The 26,703-nt window shown below is 41.2% G+C and carries 23 protein-coding genes and 9 tRNA genes; 1 reads left to right on the top strand and 31 read right to left on the bottom strand.

Annotated features, from left to right (window positions below; all coding sequences use genetic code 11):
• Positions 1 to 14: 14 nt before the first annotated feature.
• The 8 genes from purB to purD form a co-directional block, all read right to left on the bottom strand.
• The gene (gene purB / locus QRD39_RS09730; RefSeq protein WP_002886310.1) at positions 15 to 1,313 is read right to left on the bottom strand and encodes an adenylosuccinate lyase; all 1,299 of its coding nucleotides are present in this window, start codon (positions 1,311 to 1,313) and stop codon (positions 15 to 17) included.
• 20 nt (positions 1,314 to 1,333) lie between these two features.
• Positions 1,334 to 1,552, bottom strand: a complete 219-nt coding sequence (locus tag QRD39_RS09725; RefSeq protein ID WP_070439566.1) for a hypothetical protein — start codon at positions 1,550 to 1,552, stop codon at positions 1,334 to 1,336.
• A 6-nt stretch (positions 1,553 to 1,558) separates the two neighbouring features.
• The gene (locus QRD39_RS09720) at positions 1,559 to 2,803 is read right to left on the bottom strand and encodes an SNIPE associated domain-containing protein (RefSeq protein WP_070439563.1); all 1,245 of its coding nucleotides are present in this window, start codon (positions 2,801 to 2,803) and stop codon (positions 1,559 to 1,561) included.
• Positions 2,804 to 2,812: 9 nt separating this feature from the next.
• Positions 2,813 to 3,040, bottom strand: coding sequence for a hypothetical protein (locus tag QRD39_RS09715; RefSeq protein WP_002886306.1), 228 nt, complete (start codon positions 3,038 to 3,040; stop codon positions 2,813 to 2,815).
• Positions 3,041 to 3,048: 8 nt separating this feature from the next.
• The gene (locus QRD39_RS09710) at positions 3,049 to 3,999 is read right to left on the bottom strand and encodes a ketopantoate reductase family protein (RefSeq protein ID WP_285956361.1); all 951 of its coding nucleotides are present in this window, start codon (positions 3,997 to 3,999) and stop codon (positions 3,049 to 3,051) included.
• The gene (purK, locus tag QRD39_RS09705; protein ID WP_285956360.1) at positions 4,000 to 5,091 is read right to left on the bottom strand and encodes a 5-(carboxyamino)imidazole ribonucleotide synthase; all 1,092 of its coding nucleotides are present in this window, start codon (positions 5,089 to 5,091) and stop codon (positions 4,000 to 4,002) included.
• On the bottom strand, positions 5,078 to 5,566 hold the full coding sequence (purE, locus tag QRD39_RS09700; RefSeq protein WP_285956359.1) for a 5-(carboxyamino)imidazole ribonucleotide mutase: 489 nt from the start codon (positions 5,564 to 5,566) through the stop codon (positions 5,078 to 5,080). Before purE ends, purK begins: the two co-directional genes overlap by 14 nt.
• A 177-nt stretch (positions 5,567 to 5,743) precedes the next feature.
• On the bottom strand, positions 5,744 to 7,006 hold the full coding sequence (gene purD, locus QRD39_RS09695; protein WP_285956358.1) for a phosphoribosylamine--glycine ligase: 1,263 nt from the start codon (positions 7,004 to 7,006) through the stop codon (positions 5,744 to 5,746).
• Positions 7,007 to 7,314: 308 nt separating this feature from the next.
• Between purD and QRD39_RS09690 the strand changes: the two genes are divergently transcribed.
• Entirely contained in the window at positions 7,315 to 8,154 is an 840-nt protein-coding gene (locus QRD39_RS09690) for a CHAP domain-containing protein (RefSeq protein WP_285956357.1), read from the top strand.
• A gap of 187 nt (positions 8,155 to 8,341) precedes the next feature.
• On the opposite strand, the gene purH is transcribed toward QRD39_RS09690, so the two are convergent.
• The 23 genes from purH to QRD39_RS09575 all read right to left on the bottom strand — a co-directional run bounded on the left by purH (position 8,342) and on the right by QRD39_RS09575 (position 26,703).
• Entirely contained in the window at positions 8,342 to 9,889 is a 1,548-nt protein-coding gene (gene purH / locus QRD39_RS09685; protein WP_021151314.1) for a bifunctional phosphoribosylaminoimidazolecarboxamide formyltransferase/IMP cyclohydrolase, read from the bottom strand.
• Positions 9,890 to 9,963: 74 nt separating this feature from the next.
• On the bottom strand, positions 9,964 to 10,512 hold the full coding sequence (purN, locus tag QRD39_RS09680; protein ID WP_285956356.1) for a phosphoribosylglycinamide formyltransferase: 549 nt from the start codon (positions 10,510 to 10,512) through the stop codon (positions 9,964 to 9,966).
• Positions 10,513 to 10,696: 184 nt separating this feature from the next.
• A complete protein-coding gene (purM, locus tag QRD39_RS09675) occupies positions 10,697 to 11,719 on the bottom strand; it encodes a phosphoribosylformylglycinamidine cyclo-ligase (RefSeq protein WP_008536319.1) in 1,023 nt (340 codons plus the stop codon).
• A 170-nt stretch (positions 11,720 to 11,889) separates the two neighbouring features.
• Entirely contained in the window at positions 11,890 to 13,329 is a 1,440-nt protein-coding gene (purF, locus tag QRD39_RS09670) for an amidophosphoribosyltransferase (RefSeq protein WP_285956355.1), read from the bottom strand.
• Positions 13,330 to 13,491: 162 nt separating this feature from the next.
• Positions 13,492 to 17,217 carry a phosphoribosylformylglycinamidine synthase gene (locus tag QRD39_RS09665; protein ID WP_285956354.1) on the bottom strand — a complete coding sequence of 1,242 codons (3,726 nt, stop codon included), beginning with the start codon at positions 17,215 to 17,217 and terminating at the stop codon, positions 13,492 to 13,494.
• Between the two features lie 56 nt (positions 17,218 to 17,273).
• Positions 17,274 to 17,981: a phosphoribosylaminoimidazolesuccinocarboxamide synthase gene (gene purC / locus QRD39_RS09660; RefSeq protein WP_002888608.1), complete on the bottom strand. Its 708-nt coding sequence runs from the start codon at positions 17,979 to 17,981 to the stop codon at positions 17,274 to 17,276.
• A gap of 284 nt (positions 17,982 to 18,265) precedes the next feature.
• Positions 18,266 to 18,511: a phosphopantetheine-binding protein gene (locus QRD39_RS09655; RefSeq protein WP_285956368.1), complete on the bottom strand. Its 246-nt coding sequence runs from the start codon at positions 18,509 to 18,511 to the stop codon at positions 18,266 to 18,268.
• Positions 18,511 to 19,515, bottom strand: a complete 1,005-nt coding sequence (gene plsX, locus QRD39_RS09650) for a phosphate acyltransferase PlsX (RefSeq protein WP_285956353.1) — start codon at positions 19,513 to 19,515, stop codon at positions 18,511 to 18,513. Before plsX ends, QRD39_RS09655 begins: the two co-directional genes overlap by 1 nt.
• A 215-nt stretch (positions 19,516 to 19,730) precedes the next feature.
• Complete coding sequence (gene recO / locus QRD39_RS09645; protein ID WP_285956352.1) at positions 19,731 to 20,504, bottom strand: DNA repair protein RecO; 774 nt, start codon at positions 20,502 to 20,504, stop codon at positions 19,731 to 19,733.
• The gene (locus tag QRD39_RS09640) at positions 20,491 to 21,666 is read right to left on the bottom strand and encodes a pyridoxal phosphate-dependent aminotransferase (RefSeq protein WP_285956351.1); all 1,176 of its coding nucleotides are present in this window, start codon (positions 21,664 to 21,666) and stop codon (positions 20,491 to 20,493) included. Before QRD39_RS09640 ends, recO begins: the two co-directional genes overlap by 14 nt.
• A 91-nt stretch (positions 21,667 to 21,757) precedes the next feature.
• Positions 21,758 to 22,723: a ribose-phosphate diphosphokinase gene (locus tag QRD39_RS09635; protein WP_008536329.1), complete on the bottom strand. Its 966-nt coding sequence runs from the start codon at positions 22,721 to 22,723 to the stop codon at positions 21,758 to 21,760.
• Positions 22,724 to 22,934: 211 nt separating this feature from the next.
• Entirely contained in the window at positions 22,935 to 24,404 is a 1,470-nt protein-coding gene (locus QRD39_RS09630; protein ID WP_008536330.1) for a PcsB-like coiled-coil domain-containing protein, read from the bottom strand.
• A gap of 84 nt (positions 24,405 to 24,488) precedes the next feature.
• On the bottom strand, positions 24,489 to 25,016 hold the full coding sequence (mreD, locus tag QRD39_RS09625) for a rod shape-determining protein MreD (RefSeq protein WP_008536332.1): 528 nt from the start codon (positions 25,014 to 25,016) through the stop codon (positions 24,489 to 24,491).
• A 1-nt stretch (position 25,017) separates the two neighbouring features.
• Positions 25,018 to 25,848 carry a rod shape-determining protein MreC gene (gene mreC, locus QRD39_RS09620; RefSeq protein ID WP_285956350.1) on the bottom strand — a complete coding sequence of 277 codons (831 nt, stop codon included), beginning with the start codon at positions 25,846 to 25,848 and terminating at the stop codon, positions 25,018 to 25,020.
• Between the two features lie 62 nt (positions 25,849 to 25,910).
• Positions 25,911 to 25,998 (bottom strand) — tRNA-Ser (locus QRD39_RS09615).
• A 4-nt stretch (positions 25,999 to 26,002) separates the two neighbouring features.
• Positions 26,003 to 26,076 (bottom strand) — tRNA-Ile (locus tag QRD39_RS09610).
• Between the two features lie 33 nt (positions 26,077 to 26,109).
• A tRNA-Gly gene (locus QRD39_RS09605) sits at positions 26,110 to 26,180 on the bottom strand.
• Between the two features lie 9 nt (positions 26,181 to 26,189).
• A tRNA-Phe gene (locus tag QRD39_RS09600) sits at positions 26,190 to 26,262 on the bottom strand.
• A 3-nt stretch (positions 26,263 to 26,265) separates the two neighbouring features.
• A tRNA-Met gene (locus tag QRD39_RS09595) sits at positions 26,266 to 26,339 on the bottom strand.
• Between the two features lie 10 nt (positions 26,340 to 26,349).
• A tRNA-Ser gene (locus tag QRD39_RS09590) sits at positions 26,350 to 26,439 on the bottom strand.
• 19 nt (positions 26,440 to 26,458) lie between these two features.
• Positions 26,459 to 26,532 (bottom strand) — tRNA-Ile (locus tag QRD39_RS09585).
• A 19-nt stretch (positions 26,533 to 26,551) separates the two neighbouring features.
• Positions 26,552 to 26,625 (bottom strand) — tRNA-Met (locus QRD39_RS09580).
• Between the two features lie 5 nt (positions 26,626 to 26,630).
• A tRNA-Pro gene (locus QRD39_RS09575) sits at positions 26,631 to 26,703 on the bottom strand.

The raw sequence follows: 26,703 nt of genomic DNA, 5'->3' as shown, positions 1-26,703 counted from the left end.
TTATTTTGTTTAGATTAGTCACCCAAACCAATGCGTTCGAAGATTTCATCAACACGTTTAGTGTAGTAAACTGGGTTGAAGATTTCGTCGATCTCTTCTTGAGTGAGACGAGATGTTACCTCTGGATCTGATTCAAGAAGTGGTTTAAAGTCTACTTGGTTATCCCATGATTGGGCAGTCTTAGGTTGAACAAGGTCGTAAGCTTGCTCACGTGTCATACCTTTTTCAATCAAAGTAAGCATGGCACGTTGGCTGAAGATAAGACCAAATGTAGAGTTCATGTTGCGGATCATGTTTTCTGGGAAGACTGTCAAATTCTTAACGATGTTTCCGAAACGGTTGAGCATGTAGTCAATCAAGATAGTTGTATCTGGTGCGATGATACGCTCAGCTGATGAGTGAGAGATATCACGTTCGTGCCAAAGGGCTACGTTTTCATAAGCTGTTACCATGTGACCACGGATAACACGCGCAAGACCTGTCATATTTTCAGAACCGATTGGGTTACGTTTGTGAGGCATTGCTGAAGATCCTTTTTGACCTTTGGCAAAGAACTCTTCCACTTCACGTTGTTCAGATTTTTGAAGACCACGGATTTCAGTTGCCATACGCTCGATAGAAGTTGCGATGCTAGCAAGAACTGCAAAGTACTCAGCGTGAAGGTCACGAGGAAGGACCTGTGTAGAGATTTCTTGAGCACGGATACCAAGTTTGTCGCAGACGTATTTTTCAACGAATGGTGGGATGTTGGCAAAGTTACCAACCGCACCAGAAATCTTACCAGCCTCCACACCAGCAGCCGCATGCTCGAAACGCTCAATGTTACGTTTCATTTCGCTGTACCAAGTTGCCAATTTAAGACCAAAAGTTGTAGGCTCAGCGTGCACACCGTGCGTACGACCCATCATGATAGTGAACTTGTGTTCTTTCGCTTTGTCAGCGATGATGTTGAGGAAGTTTTCAAGGTCTTTGCGGATGATGTCGTTAGCTTGTTTGTAGAGGTAACCATAGGCAGTATCTACCACGTCAGTAGAAGTCAAACCATAGTGAACCCACTTACGCTCTTCACCAAGCGTTTCAGAAACCGCACGTGTGAAGGCAACGACATCGTGACGTGTTTGCTGCTCAATTTCCAAAATACGGTCGATGTCAAAGTCCGCTTTTTCACGAATCAAAGCCACATCTTCCTTAGGAATTTCTCCCAATTCAGCCCATGCTTCATCGGCCAAGATTTCCACCTCAAGCCAAGCACGGTATTTATTTTCTTCAGTCCAAATGTTCGCCATTTCTGGGCGAGAGTAACGTTCGATCATGTTGTTGTTTCTCCTTTAAATTATCTAAAAAATGCAAATATCAAAAATAAAACTAGAAATACTGCCGTAGCAACTGCCCACTTTAGCCTTTCTTCCTTAGAGGTCTGAGGTTTTTCTGCAGAAGTTACATTTGAATAAAATGTTTCGTTTTCATCTAATTCATCTTCATTATCATCAGAAGATAAACCTAATGCATTTACCCCACACCCAATAAATAATACTAAAAATAACCACTTCATCTATAGCTACCCCTTCAGTAGAGTCTGTCTATATTCGAATGCTTCCGCGTTCTCATTTAATTCTATAGTTAACTCTTCGTGTTTATCCAAAAGTGCCTTAATTTTTTCAAATGGAACCTTGAAGTATTCTTTACGGTTATTTACTTTATTAACCTTATACTCACTTAGTTGATTATGTAATTCAGTCTCTAATGCAAAGGCTTCCTCACTAAAAATCAAAGCATGAACATCAAATTGAAAAGGTACAGACGCACTACTTAATTCCCTGATGCGTTCGAGAGGTTCTAAACGACGAGTAACTCCAATTTTATAAACATCTTCACCAAAAGAACCAATGTTAGAGATTACATATACGTAGCCGGCAGTTGCATGACCTTCACGATAATCAATATCTTCTTCGATTTCATCTAATTCAGATAATTTATCTTGGTACTCAGATAACTGTCTCTGAAGTTCTTCAAACTCTTCACCAGTAGCATTTTTCAAAAGTTCCTCAACCTTAGAAACCATATTTTTAAAGTGAGTTCTATCTTTTTCCAATTGCTTTCGGCGTGCTTTAATTTCAGCCTGAAGTTTTTTGTCCTCACGCTCTTTTGCTCTTTGCTCTCGAAGTAATTCTTTTTCTTCTTGCTTCTGTAGCTCAAACTCAGCAGCTAGACGTAATTCTTCAATTTTCAAATTTAGATAGGGTATCGTAATTTCAATTTGATTACGTGAATACATTCTATTCAGTTGTTGGAATGCTTTCTTCAATGCCTGAATTTTCTTTTCAACATTCGAAACAGAAACTTTTACTAACAAGGCATCCGCTTCACCATTAAAGCCACGAATAGCTGCTTTAATAAGCTGATTCTGCATTGCCCTTCCCTTGCTTTGATTATTATCTAAAAGCATAGGTACTATAATTCTACCAGCCTGACCAGATTTAACTAAGTCTTTCTGCTGTTTTCTCAAATTATCTAAAGCTTCCTTATATTTTGTGCTATCAGAAAACTTATACTGTCTTTCAAAAAATCCAAACTCTTGTAATCCAAGTGTGTCATTAGCTAAGGAAATCTCGTTCTGAATAGCAAATAATTCTGACCGTTTCTGAGATAACTCAGTATTTAACGAGACTATATCGTCTGCTATCTTTATTTGAGCTTTTAAATCTGTCAATTTTGCTTTTTGAATTGCAATCTCTTGATTTAATCTCTGAATTTTATTTTCTAAAGCTTCATCTTTGGGTTTTCCAAAATTAAATATCGCCATTAAGGTCTCCTATTCAAACTCCTCTTTCCCAATCCACACTGATGGATAGTGATCGAGTGTATTCAAATCAGTATCCATCGGCAAATCATAGATAGCTAAATAGTTTTCAGGATATTGAGCAACCAACTCTTCATACTTAGCTCTCACTTTTTCGTGATTGCTACTAGCATACAAGACTTCGACGACTGCTCCAGTCTTATCTTTTTCAACAAATGCGTTGACGATGAGTTGAATCATAAAACCTCCTAAATCGAAATTCCCTTCATATTTGCTTCAAGAATGGGCATTTCAACACCTAATTCCTGACCGGTCTGATAGACACTTTGACAACAGTAGAAAATATCCTGTTTATCATTGTGTAAGGTCATGATTTTTCGGGTTAGCTCATTTTTCGCAAACATGACTTTCATAGCTTTTCCTGCAATCCATGCGGGAATTTTGTAAGGTAAGAGCTCTGCTTTGTAAAGCTTCAAATTAACACCACGCGCTTCTACGACTTTCAAAGCCTCTCGAATGGCCTGGATGGCCAATGATAATTCCGAAGAACTATTCATCAAGTTCAGAGCCAGCTCTTCTGGATTTTCCAGATTTCCTGAACGTGCAGCTGTCGAAGTGACACCTGCGTTAATCGCCATGTGAATCCAAATCCACTCGACCATATCATGAGGAACTTCCCACTTCAAATCTGCAGAAGTCAGTAAAACCGTCAGATCAGCATAGTTAGAAATCTGTGCTCTTTGCTCACCTTCTAGCATTAAATGGTCAAACAAGACACCATCTAAATGGTCCTCCTGCATATGACCACCCGCTGTCGGAAAAGCCAGAATATAGTCGTAATCTCCTGCCCACTCTTGGACCTCTTTTCGAGTATTCCAGAAATTACAGAAGAAAACGAGAGTGCCTTTGATATTATTTTTTCGCAAGGTTTCCACAGCTTCTTTGACAAAGCCATGACGCACACTGAGAAAAATAAAATCATATTCCGAATCAGCTTCCGCCAGACGAACCTCATAGGTGTCGTGTTTGTTCTCACCTTTGGAATGATAGCGACCATCTAGCAAATCAACCGAGAGGGATTTTGGAGCATTGTTTCGCTTACTGTCTCTAAGTACGTGTTCTATTTGATGACCTGCTTTTTGAAAAGCGTAGGCGTAAGTGGTCCCGATAACTCCGAGTCCTAGGATTGCTATTCTCACCTAAAAATCAATTCCTTTTCCAAACTCAACCACATTGTCTGGTTCATCACTAAATAAAGTCACATGCCCCATTTTGCGGTTGTGCTTCGCTTCTAGTTTACCATACATGTGGAGGTGGGCGCTTGGATTTTCTGTGACATAACGCTCAGCTACTTCGACGTGTTGACCGAGGACGTTGAGCATGACAGCAGATGTATGGAGGTGAATTGCTGGGAGCGGCGCTCCGAGAACACCCAAGATATGTGTGTCAAACTGTGAAAAGTCACAGGCTTCGATTGAGTAGTGCCCTGAATTGTGTGGGCGTGGTGCGATTTCGTTGACGATGATGTCATCAGCTGTCGCAAACATTTCCACACAGAGGGTACCAGAGAGGTTAAGTTGCTCAGCAATCTTCACTGCCATAGCTTTCGCTTTCTCAGCTAGACTGTCAGAAATGCGAGCAGGAACGATAGTTTTAGATAGGATGTTGTTGCGGTGGATATTTTCCTGAACTGGGAAAACTGTCACATCCTTGCCATTACCAGACACGATGACTGAAATTTCAAGGTCGAAGTTAACGAACTCTTCCAAGACACATTCGGCTGAGTTAGCAAGGGCATTTGCCTCTTCCAAATCGTCGGCTGATGTGATGACTTTTTGACCGTGTCCATCGTAACCACCGGTCGCAGTCTTGAGGACATATTTTTTAGAAAGGTCAATATCTTCCAAATCAAGACTAGATGTCACGACCTTGTAAGGAGCAACTCTCACTTGAGCCTTGTTTGAGAGAAAGTCCTTTTCAAAGATACGGTTTTGTGAAATACGAAGCAGGTCTGTCCCTTGTGGAAGCTGACCGTCTTTGATAACAGCGTCAAGGCCGTCAGCGTCGACATTTTCAAATTCATAGGTAAGAACATCACAGCGGTCTGACAACTGACGAAGGGCATCTACGTCGTCGTAAGGTGCCACGATAACCTCAGACACACGAGAAGATGGACAATCTGCTGTAGGATCAAGGGTGATAACCTTGTGGCCCATGTAAATAGCTGAGATAGCCATCATTTGACCGAGTTGGCCACCACCGATGATACCAATGGTTTTAGTTGAGCTCATTTGTAGACTCCTCTGCGATTTTTCCTTGTTCTTCAGCAAAGTTAGCAAGTGCCTCTGCAATGGCCTTGTCTTCTACTGATAGGAGACGGAGGGCAAAGAGGGCAGCATTGGTAGCTCCTGATTCACCGATAGCCATGGTTGCGACGGGAACCCCACCAGGCATCTGAACGATAGAATAGAGCGAATCTACACCGCTAAGAGCACGTGATTTGACTGGCACACCGATGACTGGAAGGGTTGTTTTAGCAGCAACCATACCTGGCAAGTGAGCAGCGCCACCTGCACCAGCGATGATGACCTTGATGCCACGACTACGTGCTTCTTCGGCATGTTTGAACATGAGGTCTGGTGTACGGTGTGCAGAAACAACTTTCTTTTCGTAAGAGACACCGAAGTTGTCGAGGACTTCAGCGGCTTTTTGCATGGTTGCCCAGTCAGATTTTGAGCCCATGATAATGGAAATTACTGGTTTCATTTTTTCTCCTTTTTTGATAATTGTCTTAGGTGGTGGGGACGGAAGTAAACCTTCGGTTTCATTCCTAAACTTTGAGCCTAGGGTCTCAAAGTTTCCCTCGACCAGAACAGAGACTGTTCTGGTCTTTTCACCACGGCGACCATTATCGGATTTGGCGACTTGGTCGCTTTTAAAATTTTATTTATTTGCTTTGCTACCAATATCATTTCGGTAGAAGAGGCCTTCTGTGTTTTGTTTGTCGAGTTCGTTGTAGATGATGTTTTGGCCGTCTTTGACGGTGTCTGCTGTTGTGACCAACATGTAAACACGTCCTCCGTTTGAGAGGAGGTCTTGACCATTTTCAGCAAATTTAGCTCCAGCATAGTAAGTGATGATATCTCCCTCTGTCTTGGCTGGAAGCTTGACACCCTTCTCATAAGCGAGTGGGTAGCCGTTTGAAGCTACAACCACACCAAGTGTCACACCCTTATCCGTCCAAGTAATAGCAGGCTCTTTGCCATCCAAAATGTCAGTGATATTTTGCGCAAAGTCAGATGTCAAACGAGGCAAGATAATTTGCGTTTCAGGATCGCCAAAACGTGAGTTGAACTCGATGACTTTAGGGCCGTCAGCTGTCAAAATAAGACCAGCGTAAAGGACACCAGTGTAAGGACGACCTTCTTTAATCATACCTTCAAGGACTGGCTTGACAATAGCGTCAACCGCTGTGTCAACCACGCTCTGTGGCAAGTGAGGAACCGGCGCATAGGCACCCATCCCACCAGTGTTGGGACCCTTGTCACCATCATAGGCACGTTTGTGGTCCTGAGCCGTTGGCATAATGTAGAACTTGTCACCATTAACAAAGGCAAAGAGAGAGAACTCTTCCCCGTCAAGAAATTCCTCGATGACCACACGCGCACCTGAGTCACCAAATTTATTGTCCAATAGCATCTCGTGAGCCGCTTCTACTGCTTGCTCGACTGTCTCAGCAACGACGACACCTTTACCAAGGGCCAAGCCGTCTGCTTTGACGACGATTGGAGCGCCTTTTTCCTCAATGTAGGCCTTAGCTTCCTCGAAATCTGAAAATGTGCCATAGGCTGCTGTCGGAACGTCGTATTTGACCATGATTTCCTTAGCAAAATCCTTAGACCACTCCAGCTCAGCCGCAGCCTTGGTCGGACCAAAGGCTTTGAGTCCTGCCACATTGAAATCATCCACGATACCAGCCGCAAGGGCATCATCTGGACCGATAAAGGTCCAAGCAATATCGTTCGCTTTTGCGAAGTCAATCAGCTTAGAATGTTCGGAAATTCCGATATTGATCAAATCAAGACCGTCCAATGTCATCCCGTCATTACCAGGAGCCACGAAAACTTGCTCAACATCCTTAGACTCCAATAATTTCTTGGCAATCGCATGTTCACGACCACCAGAACCAACAACCAAAAGTTTCATTTGAAAGATACCTCAATATCAAATAAGACTAGGGGCAAATGCCCGTTAACGACAATCATTCGGAAAAAACTTGCAATTTTCACGAATTATACATAACCATTATAACATATTTGTTCGGAGATATGGGTGTGTAGCCAAATTTGAACACAAAAAAGGCGGCCACTTGGACCACCTCTTGGGAGATTATGAAAATGAAAAAAGTTATTTAGGATTGATGATAGTATAGCTTTAGCAGCTTAAGAGAGGCTTAAAATAAAAAATCATCTCCATTTTCCTGAAAAACTGCGAATAGGTAGGTGGAGGTTAAAATGAAGAAAAAAATCGTTAAATGTCTTTTATCACTAACCGGCTTAGCTACGGTGCTAATTTCTTGGGGTGCTCCCACACAGGCGGCTGTCCTCGGAGATGACTATCCTTCCTCTTGGAAATATGGGGGCTTCGGTATTGATCCTTGGACCATGTACTGGCGCCAGTGTACATCCTTTGCAGCCTATCGCCTCAGCAATACCAATGGATTCACCTTGCCTGTAGGTTATGGGAATGCTATCACTTGGGGACCAATTGCACGATCGAATGGACATCGTGTAGACATGAATCCTGCTGTTGGAAGCATCGCTTGGTTTTCAGACGGTGTCAACGGAGCTGGATACATGGGACATGTGGCTTGGGTAGCCGAGGTGAATGGCGATCAGGTCACTATTGAAGAATACAACTATAATGCTGGGCAAGGGCCTGAGAAATACCATAAACGCAGTTTTCATAAGAGTCAAGTGTCTGGTTATATCCACTTTAAAGACCTCGAAGCAGGAGCTCAAACTAGTAATCCAACCAACTCTTCTATCAAAGTTGGCGATACTATCCGATTTACAGGTACTTTCCGTGTCACATCAATCGTAGGAAGTAATATCACTAGCCAAGACCTAGCTGGAGGTACACCAACCAAACACAATATTGTAGATCCTGGACCCGTTCTTGAAGTTGATGGACGAGGTAATCCAACATCAGACCAATACCTCAATCCTGGTGAGACGTTTACCATTCCAGGTAACTTCAAAGTGCTTGCCATTGACCCACCAAGCGATGGCGTCCTCGTCCAAATCGGAAATCGCAAGACTTGGGTAACCCAATCTGTCCTTGAAAAGGTTTAAATCTATTGAACAATCGTGAAAACGGTTGTTTTTTCATACCCTGAAAAAAAGCCCAGCGGATACTGAGCTCTTAGGAGATTTATGAAAAAGAAAAGTTTTTTAGGATGGTATTAGTATAGCTTGGGTAGCTTAAAGGAAGCTTAAGGCATCTAAAAAACATCCAATTGCTTGGATGCTTCGTAAATTCTTAATGACGGAAATGTCTTACGCCTGTAAAAATCATGGTCAAACCATGTTTATCAGCCGCTTCGATTGACTCTTGGTCACGTACTGATCCACCCGGTTGGATGATAGCTTTAATACCTGCTTTAGCGATTTCTTCCACGTTATCTGCAAATGGGAAGAAGGCATCTGAAGCAAGAACAGCGCCGTCAAGACGGTCTTTAGCTTGATCAATGGCGATACGGACTGAAGCCACACGGTTAGTTTGACCAGGGCCAACACCAAGTGTCATGTGGTCGTTAGTCACGATGATTCCGTTTGATTTGACGTACTTGATAGCTTTCCAAGCAAACTCAAGAGCTGTCGCTTCTGTCTCAGTTGGTTGGCGTTTCGTAACCACTTGCCAGTCAGCTGGACTTTCTTTAACAACGTCTTGGTTTTGAACGAGAAGTCCACCGACAACACCAGTGTATTCTGCTTCTGCTTCGCTGGCATCTTGAGCGTCAAATGGCAACTCAAGGATACGCAAATTTTTCTTCTTGGTTGTCAAGATTTCAAGTGCTTCATCTGTATAGCTTGGTGCTATGATGATTTCAAGGAAAACACCGTGCATTTTCTTAGCTGTCGCAGCATCCACTTCACGGTTGAGGACTACAATACCACCAAAGATTGACACTGGGTCAGCTTCATAAGCATAGTCCCAAGCTGTTTCAATGTCGTCAGCTTGACCGATACCACATGGGTTCATGTGTTTGAGAGCCACAACTGTTGGACGGTCTTTGAAATCACGGATGATACGGATAGCGGCATCAGCGTCACGGATATTGTTGAATGACAATTCTTTACCGTTAAGCTGTTTAGCTGAAGCAATGGAGTAAGCCGTTGGCAAACCTTTTTGGTAGAAGTCAGCGTCTTGTTGAGGGTTTTCACCGTAACGCATTGGTTGCTTAAGGTCATAAGTCAAAGTGAGTTTTTCAGGTTTTGTTTCACCCACTTGAGCTGTGAAGTATTCTGCAATCAAAGCGTCGTAAGAAGCTGTGTGACGGTATACTTTCGCTGCCAAACGTTGGCGAGTTTCGTAACTTGTTTCGCCGTTTGCTGCCAATTCGTCAAGAACAACAGCATAGTCAGCAGGGTCTACCACAACTGTTACGCTAGCGTGGTTTTTAGCTGCTGAACGAAGCATTGATGGACCACCGATATCGATGTTTTCAACTGCGTCAGCGTAAGTCACGTCTGGTTTGAGAATGGTTTCCTTGAATGGGTAAAGGTTTACCACAACAAGGTCAATCAATTCGATATTATTGTCCTTAGCCGCTTGAAGGTGGCTATCGAGGTCACGACGAGCGAGGAGACCACCGTGGATATTTGGGTGAAGGGTCTTCACACGACCGTCCATCATTTCTGGAAAACCAGTCACATCATCAATAGCGATAGTGTCTACCCCCGCATTGTCAAGGACAACTTTAGTACCACCTGTTGAGATGATGTCCCAACCGAGTTTTTTGAGTTCTTGGGCAAATTCAACAATGCCCGCTTTATCTGAGACTGAAATAAGTGCTCGTTTTGTCATTTTCTTTCTTTTCCTTTTTAAAAAAGTTCTTTATCTGCTACAGTCGAAAATTTTCTTTCAACTCTAGCACTTTCTTATTTTCGTGCAACGCCCAAACTATCCAAGACTTCTGGATAGAGCTTGTACTCTGTTTCGTGGATGCGAGTCTCGAAAGTATCAAGGGTATCACCTTCAAGGCGTGGAACACGGACTTGTTTGATGACCTTACCAGTATCAACGCCAGAATCCACCCAGTGAATAGTCACGCCAGACTGGTCGACACCGGCATTCCAAGCATCCTCAATACCATGAGCACCGGGAAATTCTGGAAGGTAAGCAGGGTGAATATTGATGATACGGCCTTCATAAGCTGCTAGCAAGGTTGGACCGACAATTTTCATATAACCCGCCAAACAAACTAGGTCAATCTGGTACTCATCCAAAAGTTTGACAATAGCTTCTTCATAAGCTGCTTTATTGTCAAATTCCTTGAGTTCAAAGGCATGGCTAACCACATTAAGATTTTTGGCACGTTCTAAGACATAGGCATCACGGTGATCTGAAAAGATAAATTCTACTGGAAATTGTTCCGCAATCACCTGAAAGTTTGAGCCGTTGCCAGAGGCAAAAACAGCAATCTTCATATTCGATACAAAGGGACGTTTCGGCTAGCCGAACAGTTTCGTAGAAAAATAGGAAATCATTGCTGGGTGCTTGCACGCAAAATGATTTCTCTTTTTTCCTAGAAAATGAGTCCCGTGTTCAGTTAGGCTTACTAACCAAACACTCCTTTCTACAATTTCTCCGTACAAAATGGTGATAGCACCATTATTTAATCACCACACTTGCGCCATCTTTCTTCACAATACGACCGATTTCATAAACAGGTTCGTCAAGAAGTTCTTTGACGCGTTCAACATTTTCTGGTTTAACCGCAAGCATGAGACCAATACCCATGTTGAAGATTTCAAACATTTCTTCGTGTTTGATTTGGCCATACTTTTCAAGGGCTTTGAAAATTGGAAGGACTGGCACTTTGCTTTCGTCAATTTCAGCAGCCAAGTCATCTGAGAACATACGTGGTACATTTTCAATGAAACCACCACCTGTGATGTGGGCAATACCGTTAACCAATTCTTCTTTAATCAATGGCAAAGCTGCTTTGACGTAGATACGAGTTGGTTCAAGAAGAACGTCTTTAAGTTTTTTACCTTCAAGTTCTGGGAGAACTTCTTCACCTGTGTAATCAGCAAAGACACGACGCACGAGTGAGTAACCATTTGAGTGGATACCGCTTGAAGCAAGTCCAAGAAGCACATCACCCTCAGCCACTTTTGAACCGTCGATGATTTGTGATTTTTCAGCGATACCTACTGCGAAACCAGCCAAGTCATAGTCGTCTTCACCGTACATACCAGGCATTTCAGCAGTTTCACCACCGATGAGGGCTGCACCAGCTTGCACACAACCTTCAGCCACACCGGCAACAACTTGTTCTAATTTAGCTGGTTCATTTTTACCAGTCGCTACGTAGTCAAGGAAGTAAAGGGGCTCAGCACCTGCAGCGATGATATCGTTGACACACATAGCCACACAGTCTTGACCGATAGTATCGTGTTTGTCGTACTTGATAGCAAGCATGAGCTTAGTACCGACACCATCTGTACCTGAAATCAAAACGGGCTCTTTGACTCCTGTTTTTGAAAGATCAAACATACCACCGAAGCCACCGAGAGCTCCCATGACACCTGCACGCTCTGTACGGGCAACATGTTTTTTGATACGTTCAACAACTTCATAACCTGCTTCAACGTCCACACCCGATTGGGCATACGCATTTTTATTTGTCATTTGTTTATTCCTTTTCTTTTTTCGAGAAAAATACTAGTCAGGTCTCCAGCTTTGGCTCCATAGGGCAAAGCGTCTACTGACAAATGCTTTAGCTTTTAGTCATTAGTGAGACGTGGAGCGTAAGCATTTTTAGACATAATTTTTTACTCTTTTTTCCTTCTAGACTACTCTTAATAGAAAGAAGTGTGTTCTTTCAAACTTTCCAAATAGCGTTCTTCGTAATCGTACAATGGTGTTGGATATTTACCATCGAAGTAAGCCACACAAAGGCCACCGTTTGGTGCATCTGTGTCAATTCCAATAGAATCAATCAAGCCATCAATTGACAAGTAAGTCAAGCTATCCGCACCGATGATTTCTCGTGTTTCCTCAACTGTATGATTGGCCGCAATCAATTCCTTACGTGTTTGAATATCAATACCGTAGAAACATGGATAGGCAAGGGCTGGACTACCGATTGCCACGTGAACCTCTGTTGCTCCCGCTTCTTTTAGCAAATTAACGATACGGCGTGATGTTGTCCCACGTACAATAGAGTCGTCAATCATAACCACACGTTTGCCTTTAACAACACCTGATACGGCAGAGAGTTTCATACGAACCCCTTGCTCACGTAACTCTTGTGTTGGTTGGATAAAGGTACGTTGAGTGTATTGGTTTTTAATCAAGCCCATTTCATTTGGCAAGCCTGATTCTTCCGCAAATCCCATGGCTGCACTAAGTGATGAATTAGGCACACCAACGACAATATCTGCTTCATGTTTGAATTCACGTGCCAGTTGCGCCCCCATACGTTTACGAGCTGTATGGACATTCACGCCTTGGATATTTGAATCAGGACGAGCAAAGTAAATATACTCCATTGAACAAACAGCTAATTGTGTGTCCGTTGTATAGTTATCGTAAGTGATGCCATTATCATCGATGATAACAACTTCACCTGGATTTACATCGCGAATCCACTCTGCTCCAACCACTTCAAAAGCGCAAGTTTCAGATGAAACCACGATAGCACCGTTGGCCATCTTACCAATAGAAAGTGGACGGAACCCATTTGGATCCAAGGCTGCAATGAGCTTATCCTCAACCATAAGAAGATAAGCAAATCCACCTTTAACAGTATTCAAAGCTTCTTTAACTTTACCCATAAATGATGGGTTGTGGCTACGACGAATCAAGTGAGCTAAGATTTCTGAATCAGAAGTTGAGCTAAAAATAGCCCCATTCTTTTCCAACTCTCGTCTAAGTGACTCTGCATTAGTCAAGTTTCCATTATGAGCAAGACCCAATTGTCCATCGTGAAACTTAAACATGAAAGGTTGAATATTATCTACAGAAGCCTCACCAGCAGTCGCATAGCGGACATGACCGATAGCAGCTGTACCAGTCAACTTGTCCAAATTGGCTGGATTACGAAAAACTTCTGAGAGAAGCCCCATATCACGATGACGCTTCAATTGGCCCGCACCATTAGAGAGAATTCCTGCTCCCTCTTGACCACGGTGTTGGAGACTGTGAAGTCCGAAATAAGTTAATTTGGCAGCATCTGGGTGACCCCAGATACCAAAAACACCACATTCTTCATTAAGAGATTTAACTTCGTATGTCATTTTTTATACCTTTTATTTTTGATATTTTCCTTAGTAGCCTAAACAAAAGCAGACATTTCTAACATCTTTTTCTAAGTGTTGAACTCAAAAATGCATCATTTTCAAGCCCTCTAAGACTACTGCTGTAGTGAAAAATATCCCTAATGAGCTCACCACGCTCAATTATTTTCCAGTAAAGTATTTAACCGCTGACGCAAAGAGATGTTGGTCTTTGCTTCCTGGAATATTTTGGAAGAGTCCGTCTTCAAAACGTTCTGAGTGACCCATCTTACCAATGATTTGACCGTTCTTGCTTGTGATACCTTCAATAGCATTAACAGATCCGTTAGGATTGTATTTAGAATCCATGCTTGGTTTTCCTTCGAAGTCAACATATTGGGTAAAGATTTGACCATTGTCACGTAGCTCAGCAAACTCTTCGGCTGTTACGACAAACTTCCCTTCACCGTGTGATACTGGAATGGCATGGATGTCACCAACTTTCACGCCTGCAAGCCATGGTGAGTTCGTGTTGGCAATCCGTGTTTCAACCATCTTAGCCACGTGTTGGTTGGCATCATTGTAGAAGAGGGTTGGACTCGTACTGCTTGCATCTTCAAAGTTACCATATGGAAGAAGACCTGATTTGACAAGAGCTTGGAACCCGTTACAGATACCAATGATTAAACCACCACGTTCGATGAAGCTATCAATAGCAGCACGCACTTTTTCATTGAGCAAGATATTTACGATGAATTTGGCTGATCCATCTGGTTCATCTGCCGCTGAGAAGCCACCTGCAAAGAAGATAATATTGGCTTTTTCGATATTGTCAACCATAGTGTCAACAGACTTGACAATTGCTTCTTCGTTAAGTGTTACAAATGGCACCAAGTTGACTTTTGCACCTTCTTTTTCAAAGGCCTTAGCTGAATCGTACTCAGAGTTAGTACCTGGGAATACCGGGATGTAAACCACTGGTGTATCAATTGTTTCTTTGGCTTTAATTACAGCATCTGATGCTACAGCAGGCACTTCTTCAAGTTCAGTTGCTTGTGTAAATTCAGTTGGGTAAACCTCTTCTAATTTACCTTGGAAGGCACTGTCAAGTTTATGTCCATCAAGGGTTACGCCATTGACAACTAGTGTAAAGTCATCCACTGTTTGTCCAATCTTGGCAACACCTGCAATGTCTTCAGGGGATGTGAAGACAAATCCACCCAATTGAGCTGTCAAGCTGGTGTCAAGGTCAGCTAATTCAACAGTAGCTCCAATATGGTTCCCAAATGTTGCAAGTGCAAGAGCTTCAAGAACACCCCCATATTTGACAGCTGATGCAGATGTGACTTTATGATTGGCTTGGATGGCTTCAAATTGAGTAAAGTTAGACTTGATAAGATTGAAGTCAATTTCTTGTGCCAAAGCTTGACCTGGAATATAGTAAATATTTTCACCAGCAGCTTTAAACTCCGGAGAAAGGACCTTACGGCTATCTGCTGTTGTGACACCAAAAGCAACCAAGGTTGATGGTACTGTCAATTCTTCAAAGGTACCAGACATAGAGTCTTTACCACCGATAGATGGCAAACCAAGTTGAATCTGAGCTTCGATTGATCCAAGAAGAGCTGATACTGGTTGACCAAAACGGTCTGCTTGTTTATCCATACGCTCGAAGTATTCTTGATAAGAGAAACGAGCCTTAGACCAGTTTGCACCAGCAGCAACCAAACGAGCAGTTGCTTCGATGACAGCATAAGCAGCTCCATGATATGGAGACCATTCTGCCACATAAGGGTTGAATCCTTGCGCCATGACAGAGGCAGTTGTTGTCACGCCATGTTGAACTGGCAATTTCTGTACAGAAGCTTCAGTTGGTGTGATTTGGTAGCGACCACCAAGTGGGTGATTGACTGTTGAACGACCAACCGAGCTATCAAAGATAGTTTGCAAACCTTTTTGACTTGCATGGTTAAGGTTAGCCAAGACTTCAAGAGTATCTGCTTCAAGGGTTTCAGCAGAGGTTTGGCGTTCTTCTGGAAGCTTGACATCCTTGTCAACCACCTTAACATCTACGACTACACGCACACCATTTGTGTCAAGGAAACGACGTTCCAAATCAACGATTGTCTCACCATTCCAGTGCATGACAAGATTTGGTTTTTCCGTCACGGTTGCAACGACGACTGCATCAATATTTTCTTTGTTACATTCAGCAACGAAGGCATCTACATCTTCCGGACGAACCACCACGGCCATACGTTCTTGAGATTCAGAGATGGCAATTTCTGTACCGTTCAAACCTTGGTATTTCAATGGCACTTTGTCTAGATCAATTTCAAGACCATCTGCCAATTCACCGATAGCCACACAGACACCACCAGCACCAAAGTCATTTGATTTCTTGATCAGACGTGTCACATCACCATTACGGAAAAGACGTTGAATCTTACGTTCTTCGATGGCATTCCCTTTTTGAACCTCGGCACCAGCTGTTTCAACAGATTCAACCGTTTGAACTTTAGAAGAACCCGTCGCTCCACCGACACCGTCACGTCCAGTCTTACCACCGAGTAAGATAATCACATCACCTGCTTCTGGTTTTTCACGGACAACATTTTCCTTAGGAGCCGCACCAACAACGGCACCTAGCTCCATACGCTTAGCAACGAAACCTGGGTGGAAGTATTCACGAACATAAGTTGTTGCAAGACCAATTTGGTTACCGTATGAAGAATAACCGTGAGCCGCTGTTTTAGAAATCACTTGTTGTGGCAATTTACCAGCACGAGTTTCAGCAATTGGTGTTGTGATATCACCAGCACCTGAGATACGCATGGCTTGGTAAACGTATGAACGACCTGACAATGGGTCACGAATGGCACCACCGATACAAGTAGCCGCTCCACCAAATGGTTCGATTTCCGTTGGGTGGTTGTGAGTTTCGTTCTTGAACATAAGAAGCCATGGTTCTTTCACACCATTGACATCCACTTCAATTTCAACTGAGCAGGCATTGATTTCATCAGACACTTCCATGTCATCCAAACGACCATTGGCACGCTCATAACGACCAAAAATAGTCGCCATATCCATCAAAGTTTGAGGTTTTTCTGTACGTCCCAACTCATCACGCATGGCGATATATTTATCATAAGTCGCTTGCAATTGTTTTTGGAATTTAGAAGCTGAGAAGTCGATGTTTTTCAACTCAGTCTCGAAAGTTGTATGACGGCAGTGGTCAGACCAGTAAGTATCCAAAACCTTCAACTCAGTCTCAGTTGGCACACGTCCAATAGACTTGAAGTAATCTTGAATGAAGAGAAGGTCATCCACTTCCATTGCCAATCCTTGCTCTGCCTTATACTTAGCAAAATCTTCAGCCGTATAAGTTTCAAAGAAATCCAAGTTTGGAATAGTCTTGTCGGACTCAGAGAAATCCTGTTTCGCAATGCCAACAGTGATATCTTTGAAACGAGAGTCCACTGGGTTCAATAGGTAGTTTTTGACAGCTTCCAATTCATTAGTAGCAATATCCTTGTTAACCAAGTACAACTGAGCAGTATTCACCGTTACATCATTTGAACTACCCAGCAAAAGCAAAGCTTCTTGTGAAGAGGCTGCACGTTGATCAAATTGACCAGGCAAACTTTCAATGGCAAAGAAAGCATACTTCTCAAGATCAGCCTTCACTGCAGCTTCATCCAAAACAGTATCTGTCACTTGTTCAGAGAAGATATGTTTTTCTGCACGCGCAAACAAATCCTCTGCCAAATTAAAGACATCGTAAACCTGTACAATACGAAGGTCCTTCAAGGTTTTCAACTGAAGATTATGCTGTAATTCCTTTACTAAAGAGTGAGATTTCACACGAAAATCAGCTTTTTTCTCAACGAAAATACGTTTATCCATTTTATTTCCTTTATTTATTTCTACTTAAAAACTGCATTGGAGAGGAATTCAAAAAATTACTTCAAGCCTTGTAATTTTTCCAATACAACTTCATAAACATCTGTCAAGCTACCGAGATCACGACGGAAAACATCCTTATCCATGTGGTGACCTTTAGCATCCCAAAGACGGCAGTTATCTGGTGAAAATTCATCTGCCAAGATAATCTTGCCGTCCTTATCAAAGCCAAACTCCAATTTGAAGTCGATCAAACGAAGACCAATTTGTGCAAACCAATCTTTCAACAATTCATTGATACGACGTGTTTCTTCCTTGATATAAGCAATTTGTTCATCATTTGCAACACCCAAAAATTTCACGTGTTCGTCGTTGATAAACGGATCATCCAAATCATCGTTTTTATAATAAAACTCAACAATAGGTGTATCCAAGTTTATTCCTTCTTCAACACCAAAACGCTTTGAAAATGAACCTGCAGTCACGTTACGAAGAACAACCTCCAAAGGAATGATTTTCACCTTTTTATTGAGTTGTTCTGTGTCAGAAATACGTTCGATAAAGTGTGTTGCCACACCGGCAGCATTTAATTTTTCAAAAATAAGAGACGAAATCTGATTATTCAGCACACCTTTACCCTTAATAGTCTCCTTACGAGCACCATTAAGCATGGTTGCTTGGTCCTTATAGACCGACTTAATCACATTTTCGTCTTCTGTACTATAAATATCTTTAGCTTTCCCAGTATAAATCAGTTGGTTTGACATGGAATTGTTCGCCTTTCAAGTTTTTTCTTCTTCATTATACCATACAAAAAACCAAAAACCAACATATAACAAACTTTGTTACTTAGGTAAAATTAAATCGTTCGTGTTTAGTGGGTTATTTAGATTTTTTTAATAAATAATGTATAGAAAAAAAGGAGCCTGACAGAACTAAATCAAGGTAACATTTAGTTTCTTGTCCCACTCCTATAAGATATGAACTATAAATGCTGGCAGAACTGCAGTACTAGATTCACTTGAAATCTAGAAACTAAAGTTTAACTAGCTTATCTGTTATTCAATTGCTCAGACAAATAGTCCAACAAATCGGCTACCTTATCCATATGATCAATAGTATCATCAGAAATTTCAAGAGCAAACTCATCTTCCAAATTAATAATGAATTCCATAAGTTCTATTGAATCCACACCCAAGTCATATAATTTAGTGTCTTCGGTTAAAACAATGTCTTTATTCCCCATCTGATCCTGAATAACAAGTTGCATTTTATGAAGAATTTCTACTCTACTCATCATTCAGCCTCCTCTTTCGGACTAAAGGCTTCAACTAGTTGGTCAACTACCTTAGTATCAAGCATCGTACGAACCTGCTTAATGGTGTAATAAACTGCCTTAGCATCACTAGATCCATGACATTTTACTACGGGAGCTTTAAGACCAAAGAGAACCGCACCTCCGGCGCTAGAGTAATCCATAGTCTTTTTCATACCTTGTAGACTATCCTTCAAGAGAAGAGCACCTAACTTAGCTTTAAGCCCACCATTCATGATGGCCGACTTAAGAGTCTTCATAGCACCAAGTCCCGTTCCTTCGATTGCTTTAAGAACCGCATTTCCTGTGAAGCCATCAGACACAACAACGTCAGCAGCACCAGACATGATTTCACGCGCCTCAACATTTCCGACGAAGTTAATACTGGGCTCCTGAGACAAGAGTTCGAAAGCTTCCTTACGAAGACTATCACCCTTGGTTTCCTCAGTCCCATTATTAAGTAGACCTACACGAGGGTTGGCAATTCCACGAACATTTTTTGCATAGAAGGATCCTAAAATCGCATATTGATGCAAGTGACTAGCTGTATTTTCTGCATTAGCACCTAAATCAAGCATATCAAAGGGTTGACCTGTAAAACTTGGCATTGTTGACATCAGACCTGGACGCTCAACTCCCTTAATACGTCCAACCACAAAGAGACCTGCTGCCAGGAGAGCACCTGTATTCCCTGCAGAAATCACTGCATCTGCCGTTTTCTCCTTAACAGCTTGTGCACCCAAAACCATAGATGCTTTCTTTTTCTTGCGAATGGCTTTAGCTGGCTCGTCATCTGAATTTATCTTTTCATCGGTATGTACAATGCTCACACGTTCAGACGCTGTCAAATAGGTCTTAATTTTAGTTTCATCACCATAAAGCTGGATTTCAATATCTTTGAAATCTGACAAAGCCTGATTGACTCCTTCTACAATTGCTTGTGGCGCATTATCGCCACCCATAGCATCAACTGCAATTACATGCATAGCATCCTCCCTCTCATCCTCTGCTCTAAAAAATAGACTCGAATTTTCATCAATCAAACAATCTATAATTAAAATAGATATATCCAATTTTCTATTTTAAGCAGAGTCTTTCAGCTTATTATCTTCTTATTATAGCACGAACTGACCTGCATTTTAACCCCTGAGCCTGAAAACCTTTGATTCACTGTTTCACGTGAAACAAAAAAAGACAATGCCTAATCAGCACTATCTTCCTTATCCATGATATGAGCCCATGAATTTAGATTATCAATAAACTTCTTACTTTTAAGATGTATCCCAACATAATTATCATAGAGCTCATCAATAAATTGTCGCAACTTTCGTTTCATGTCATCCTTCACAGATATGCTTCTCAATTCTTTAAACGAAAGTCCCTGAAAGCGATCTAAAAGATAAGGCACATTAGGGTCCAAGTGACTACGCCTTTCATCCTCTGCATAGTGATTTGGACAAAGTAAACCTGAGTACTTATACGAGAAATCAAAAGGAAGCCCTACACGATGACAAAAGACACACTCGTGAAAATTCAATTTTACACCAAAACGGTCCAAAACCTGAACCTCAAAAATATTAGTCAGAATTTCGTAATCTAGACCTTCTTCCATTAATTCAAGTGTCTTCTCCAAAAATGCAAATAATTGCTCATCCACCATACCATCAGCAATAGCGGCATCCGTCAATCCAGCCAAATAAGTCGCATAAGACAACTTGAAAATATCGCTTGTAATTTTCTTGAAGGACTCTGCCTGGCTATAATCTTCTATGAAAGATAGACCTTCATCATTTACAGTCATCATGAATTCAGCGATGGTCAAAGGTTGAATGACAGCACTTAATTTACCTGCCCCACCACCTCTAACAAAAAACATCCGTTTACCAGCTTGTTCAGTAAAAATCTTAACCAGCTTATCATTCTCACGATAATTACGATTGAAGAGGACAAGTCCTCTACTCTCAAGCTTCTGCATGTTCTTCCATAAACTCTTTCAAACGAGTCATAGCTGTTTCAATAGTATCCATGCTAGCTGCATATGACAAGCGAACATAGCCTTCACCATACTTCCCAAAGGCAACACCAGGGATAATCGCAATAGCCTTTTCACGTGCAAAGTCTTGGCAGAACTTAAAGGAATCTTGAATATAGCCTTCTGGAATCTTAGCAAAAATGTAGAAAGCACCATCAGGTTTAATAATCTTGAAACCAAGTTCAGACATTTTTTCAAGAATATAATCACGACGTTTCAAATACTCAACTTTCATTGGTTGTGCATCATCCTTACCAGCAGATAAGGCTTCAATAGCTGCAAATTGTGCCATTGTTGCTGCAGCTGTTACCAAATATTGGTGACTCTTAATCAACTGAGCCGTCAAGACTGCAGGTGCGAAAATCAAACCAATACGCCAGCCTGTCATCGCATGAGATTTAGACAAACCATTAATCAAAATCGTTTGTTCCGGTAAATACTCAGCAATAGATACATGATGATCCACATAAGTTAGCTCAGAGTAAACTTCATCACTAACAACAAAAATATCGTATTTTTTCAAGACTTCAGCCAAATCTGCAATCTGTTGACGCGAATAGGTCACACCAGTTGGGTTGGTTGGATAGTTAAGCAAAACTGCTTTAAGATTATCTCCCTGCTCCAAAATTGCCTTTTCTAACATCTCTGGAGTCAAAACAAAATCATTAGCAGTTGTATCAATTTCAACAATTTCAGCACCAACTAGATTAGCAATAGGTTCGTATCCAGGATATGCTGGTGCAGGAAGAAGAACTGTATCACCAGGTTCTAAGATAGCTGTCAACGTCGCAGAAAGGGCTTCTGTTGCCCCAATAGTCACCAAAATCTCATTATCTGGGTTATAAGTAAGATTATATTTTTCCTTAACAAAATCCGCAGCTGCTTGACGTAAGACAGGAAGACCTGCCATACCTGTATAGTGCGACTGGTTAGCATCGATAGCAGCTTTAGCAGCTTCTTTTACATGATCTGGAGTTGTAAAATCAGGTTCACCAAGTGTCAACTTTTTGATCCCTGGTACATCTGAAATTGATTGGTCAAACTGACGAATCATTGAAACTTCAATCTTATCTAAATTTTTATTAAAACGTTGTGTTAAATCCATCACGGTCACCTCTTTGCAATTATGCCTTACATTATATCAAAAACTCAAACGCATTTAAACACCAAAAAAGCTAGCCTAGGCTAGCTTTAGTCTATTTATGTCCCATTTCAAACAATGGTGACAATGGACGTTTTTCATGAATACGAATGATTGCCTCAGAAATTAAATCAGCAATAGAAATTTGCTCAATCTTATCAATCAAACGTTCTTCTGGAAGATAAATCGTGTCAAGCACGACAAGTTTTTCAATAGCAGATTTTTGAATATTATCAAGTGCTGGACCTGACAATACAGGGTGTGTACATGATGCAAAGACATGAGTTGCACCAGCCTCAGCAAGCGCATCTGCCGCATGACAGATAGTACCTGCAGTATCAATCATATCATCAATCAAGATACATGTTTTACCTTCAACATTACCAATGATATTCATAACTTCAGAAGTGTTCATTTTATCAACACTACGACGTTTGTCAATGATAGCGATTGGCGTTTTCAAACATTGTGCCAATTTACGCGCACGAGTCACACCACCATGGTCCGGAGAAACAACAACTACATCATCTCCAGTAAGACCAGCACGATCAAAGTAATCAGCAATAAGAGGAGCACCCATCAAATGGTCTACAGGAATATCAAAGAATCCTTGAATTTGGGCAGCATGAAGGTCCACAGTCAAAAGACGATCAACACCAGCCACCTCAAGCATATTAGCAACCAATTTAGATGTGATTGGTTCACGTGAACGAGCCTTACGGTCTTGACGTGCATAACCATAGTAAGGCATGACAACACTAACTGTCTCAGCACTCGCACGTTTTAGCGCATCAACCATGATCAAGATTTCCATCAAATTATCATTTACAGGAGAGCTTGTAGATTGAAGAATAAAGACGTGATGACCACGGATAGACTCTTCAATATTAACTTGAATCTCGCCATCTGAAAACTCACGAACACTTGATTTTCCAAGTTCAATACCCATTTTATCAGCAACTTTTGCTGCCAATTCCTGGTTAGACGACAAAGCGAACAACTTTAAATTCGTATAAGACATGATTTCCTCCAAAATATTTACTACTCCATTCTACCTTTTTTTAAACTGATTTTCAACGTCAAATAAATGGTGTCATAGGAACTTAACAAGTATCATAAGATACAATTATTAATAACAGTAATTTGCTATCTAAATGTCTATATCAATCATAACACCCATTTTGGAAAACAAAAAACGATTCGAAAACGTTCGAATCGCATCTTTAATATCATTATGGATAAATATAGTATACAGAACCACCGTGAGCTGATGATGTAGGATCAAATGTACCACGGTAATTACCAATTGACATGTTACCAGCGTAGTTTGATTCCATAACTTGAATTGAGTTTGCACCTGATGCTGATGTAACGTAAGCTACGTGACCGTAACCACCACCATCATTTGGCCAAACTGCAATTGCACCGGCTACAGGAGTTGTACCTACTGAGTGACCAGCTGCTTGCGCACTAGCAATCCAGTTTTTAGCATTACCCCAGTTATTACCAGCCCATGAAGCCAATGATTTTGCACCCCAAGTACATTGTCCAACTGGATATGTATTAGGTGTCGCAGCGGCTTCAACTTTAGCTGTTTCAGCTGGTGCTGCAGGAGCCGGAGCTTCTGATGCAGCTGGTGCTTCACTAGCTGGTGCCTCTGAAGTAGAGGCAGGAGCAGCTTCTGAAGTTGCAGGAGCAGCCGACTCTGGTTGTTCTTGACTAGCTGGCGCTGCAGGTGCTTGTGCTGCTTCTGATGTTTCTGTCGCTTGACTTGCTGGTGCTTCTGAAGTAGAAGCTGCAGGTGCTTGTGCTTCTGATGTTTCTGATGAAGCTGGTGCTTGTGCAGCCTCTGAAGCTGTCGATGTTTCAGAAGCTGGTGCCTCTGAAGGCTGAGCTACAGCTTGTGAAGTTGCTGCCGCTTCTGATTGTGCTACTGATGCTGCCGCTTCTGAAGAAGCCACAGCTTGTGCAGCTGCCTCTGATTCAGCAACTGCTTGAGATTGTGCTACTGATGCGGCAGTTGAAGCTGCTGCAGATTCAGCAGTTGATTTAGCAGAAACAAGTGATGTTTTCTCATTTTGAGCTGTTGTCAATTCAGCAGCCAAAGCAACTTGTGCTGCTTCAAGTTCTGCTTGTTGAGTTGTCAAACCAGCTTCTGTTGTTTCAAGTTCTGACTTATTAGCTGCGATAGTATTAATTGCAGCTTGATTTTCTTCTTGCTTAGCAGCAAGCTCTTTTTGATCAGACTCTTGTTTTGTCAACATATCATTATTCGCTGTTACCACTTTTGAAATAGCTGTAATGCGAGTAATCGCTTCAGAGATTGACTTAGAATTCAAAATAGAGTTAATGTAGCTAGTCGCAGTATTATTTTGTTGAGCACTACGAGCTTGTTTAGCCAAAGAATCTTGGCGAGCCACAATTTTACTTGATAATTCTTGAATCTCAGATTCTAATCCTGCTGATACTTTTTCAAGTTCCGCATTTTTAGCTTCTAATTCTGATTTCTGAGTTCTAAGAGTTGATACTTGTGATTGAATTGTAGTAACTTGAGCCTGTGCAGTCTCTTGTTGAGAAGCAAGGTTACTAATTGTGTTATCTGCAGCAGCGATTTGCGAATCATAATCCTCTGCATGTACAGTTGCAGCTGCTGAAAGGGTTACACCACTTACCAGCACTGCTGAAAGAATACGTTTTTTCATAATATAAAATACTACTCCTTTTCGATAAGACCTTATAATTGTATCAAAAAATGACGCAAACTTTGTTACGTCAATATTACAGTTCTATTTAAATCTATCAACTGACAGATACAAAAATAATTTTTCAATAATAGGTTTAGTTAAAATAAACATTAAAAGATTAAAAAACAAACTAGGGCTTAATTGATAAATAATAAAATCAGTTATGGACTCGTTTGAGTAACCATATAATAATACAAACCCAAAATTGATAATGTCAAAAATAAATAAGGATAAGAAGACTAATAGTAAATCAACGTAAGCGTTTCGTTTAACAAATCGAGATAACTGGGTCAATAGAAAACATAAAATGGGAAGAGTAAGGATGACTATACCAATTGTTTTAAAATAGTAAGTGTCATAAATAAAGCCAAGAAAAATGAGATAAAGGTATGACAATCTACTAGTAGATAAGTTTAAAGTCATTAAAAAGACATATATAATAAAAAGGTGAGATGATAGAAAAAATTCTGGAGACAAATAATGATTAAGTATCATCGAAATATGACCATCCCATAGAAAAGGAATGAAACTAAGTAAAAAAGGAACAAAAGAATACTTAGAGAAATTCATATTATTTACCATCTCCAACTAAAGTAACATAAGAAATTTTATCAAAATCTGCATAAGGTTTTATAAAAATAGTTCGATTTCCTTCATAATCACTCACAGATTCAACAGTTCCAATTGGAACACCCTTTACAGAGACATCATCGAGACCGCTAGTAACCACTTCTGTACCCTTCTTAATACTTTCTGAAGAGTTAAGTTGTGTCATTTTTAAAAGCTTCTTTTTATTATCATAATTTGAAATGATGCCAAAAACCTGATTTCCATCCTCAGAAATAACACTAGAAGCTAAATAAGTATCACTAAGACTACCTGAGAGTAAAGAAATGGTAGTACTATCATCATAAACTTTTGTCACAAAACCAATGACACCACCATTAGATGTTGCTAACATAGACTTGCTAACATTCTTAGATTTACCAACATTAATCGTTAACTCTTTTAACCAATTAACTGAAGGTCGCATAGAAACTTCGGCTGTTATAACATTATCTCGACTAAGCTTATCTGAAAGATTCAAAGAAGCCCTTAGAGAATCATTTTCTTCTTGTAAATTGGAAATGATTGCAGATTGATTCTGAAGTGAGGATAAGGACTTTTTTAAATCCCTGTTCTCAGAATAAGTTGATAACAAATCAGAGATGACATTATGCGATTTAGTTAAAGCGACAAAAGGAATTGAGACCACAGAATCCACCTTAGAAATAACTCCCGAAACATTAGAAGATAAATCCTTCGTCAACTTTTTATTTGTAAAAAGAAAAGAAAAAAACATAACAAAAAATAGAAAAGTAATAAATCCATAGAGAAGAAATTTGTAAAAACTATTTTTCATTTTGTCACCTCTGTAAACAGTAAAAGAAAACGAATTATCTTACTAGATAATTCGTCATAATACGGAGAATGGGGGATTCGAACCCCCGCGCCAGTTACCCGACCTAACGATTTAGCAAACCGTCCTCTTCAGCCTCTTGAGTAATTCTCCAATATGGGCACGAGTGGAATCGAACCACCGACCTCACGCTTATCAGGCGTGCGCTCTAACCATCTGAGCTACGCGCCCAAGCTAAATGCTTGGTTATTTGTTTCCAAATAAAGCGGGTGACGAGAATCGAACTCGCGACAACAGCTTGGAAGGCTGTAGTTTTACCACTAAACTACACCCGCTAAACAAAATGGCGCGAGACGGAATCGAACCGCCGACACATGGAGCTTCAATCCATTGCTCTACCAACTGAGCTACCGAGCCAAATTGCGGGAGCAGGATTTGAACCTACGACCTTCGGGTTATGAGCCCGACGAGCTACCTAGCTGCTCCATCCCGCGATAAAAATTAAGGAGGATGTGGGATTCGAACCCACGCACGCTTTTACACGCCTGACGGTTTTCAAGACCGTTCCCTTCAGCCGGACTTGGGTAATCCTCCAAATAATATAAACAATATATGGACCTTGTAGGACTCGAACCTACGACCGCTCGGTTATGAGCCGAGTGCTCTAACCAGTTGAGCTAAAGGTCCAAGTAATCCATATATGATATAGCGGCGAAGGGGATCGAACCCCCGACCTCCCGGGTATGAACCGGACGCTCTAGCCAGCTGAGCTACACCGCCATAAATCGGGAAGACAGGATTCGAACCTGCGACCCCTTGGTCCCAAACCAAGTGCTCTACCAAGCTGAGCTACTTCCC

It is taken from the genome of Streptococcus raffinosi, from assembly GCF_030284685.1.
Lineage (GTDB): Bacteria > Bacillota > Bacilli > Lactobacillales > Streptococcaceae > Streptococcus > Streptococcus raffinosi.
Note: the sequence above shows the minus strand (reverse complement) of the source record. Positions and strands in the feature narration are given on the sequence as shown.

Coding starts and splice junctions, on each gene's coding strand:
- QRD39_RS09665 (WP_285956354.1), bottom strand. CDS start 17,217: ATGGATAAACGTATTTTCGTTGAGAAAAAAGCTGATTTTCGTGTGAAA.
- purD (WP_285956358.1), bottom strand. CDS start 7,006: ATGAAACTTTTGGTTGTTGGTTCTGGTGGTCGTGAACATGCGATTGCC.
- QRD39_RS09690 (WP_285956357.1), top strand. CDS start 7,315: ATGAAGAAAAAAATCGTTAAATGTCTTTTATCACTAACCGGCTTAGCT.
- purE (WP_285956359.1), bottom strand. CDS start 5,566: ATGAAACCAGTAATTTCCATTATCATGGGCTCAAAATCTGACTGGGCA.
- QRD39_RS09655 (WP_285956368.1), bottom strand. CDS start 18,511: ATGAGTAGAGTAGAAATTCTTCATAAAATGCAACTTGTTATTCAGGAT.
- QRD39_RS09715 (WP_002886306.1), bottom strand. CDS start 3,040: ATGATTCAACTCATCGTCAACGCATTTGTTGAAAAAGATAAGACTGGA.
- QRD39_RS09635 (WP_008536329.1), bottom strand. CDS start 22,723: ATGTCTTATACGAATTTAAAGTTGTTCGCTTTGTCGTCTAACCAGGAA.
- mreD (WP_008536332.1), bottom strand. CDS start 25,016: ATGAATTTCTCTAAGTATTCTTTTGTTCCTTTTTTACTTAGTTTCATT.
- purB (WP_002886310.1), bottom strand. CDS start 1,313: ATGATCGAACGTTACTCTCGCCCAGAAATGGCGAACATTTGGACTGAA.
- QRD39_RS09640 (WP_285956351.1), bottom strand. CDS start 21,666: ATGGATTTAACACAACGTTTTAATAAAAATTTAGATAAGATTGAAGTT.
- purF (WP_285956355.1), bottom strand. CDS start 13,329: ATGACATACGAAGTTAAATCTCTTAATGAAGAATGTGGTGTTTTTGGT.
- mreC (WP_285956350.1), bottom strand. CDS start 25,848: ATGAAAAATAGTTTTTACAAATTTCTTCTCTATGGATTTATTACTTTT.
- QRD39_RS09630 (WP_008536330.1), bottom strand. CDS start 24,404: ATGAAAAAACGTATTCTTTCAGCAGTGCTGGTAAGTGGTGTAACCCTT.
- plsX (WP_285956353.1), bottom strand. CDS start 19,515: ATGCATGTAATTGCAGTTGATGCTATGGGTGGCGATAATGCGCCACAA.
- purK (WP_285956360.1), bottom strand. CDS start 5,091: ATGAGCTCAACTAAAACCATTGGTATCATCGGTGGTGGCCAACTCGGT.
- recO (WP_285956352.1), bottom strand. CDS start 20,504: ATGCAGAAGCTTGAGAGTAGAGGACTTGTCCTCTTCAATCGTAATTAT.
- purH (WP_021151314.1), bottom strand. CDS start 9,889: ATGACAAAACGAGCACTTATTTCAGTCTCAGATAAAGCGGGCATTGTT.
- purN (WP_285956356.1), bottom strand. CDS start 10,512: ATGAAGATTGCTGTTTTTGCCTCTGGCAACGGCTCAAACTTTCAGGTG.
- QRD39_RS09720 (WP_070439563.1), bottom strand. CDS start 2,803: ATGGCGATATTTAATTTTGGAAAACCCAAAGATGAAGCTTTAGAAAAT.
- purC (WP_002888608.1), bottom strand. CDS start 17,981: ATGTCAAACCAACTGATTTATACTGGGAAAGCTAAAGATATTTATAGT.
- purM (WP_008536319.1), bottom strand. CDS start 11,719: ATGACAAATAAAAATGCGTATGCCCAATCGGGTGTGGACGTTGAAGCA.
- QRD39_RS09725 (WP_070439566.1), bottom strand. CDS start 1,552: ATGAAGTGGTTATTTTTAGTATTATTTATTGGGTGTGGGGTAAATGCA.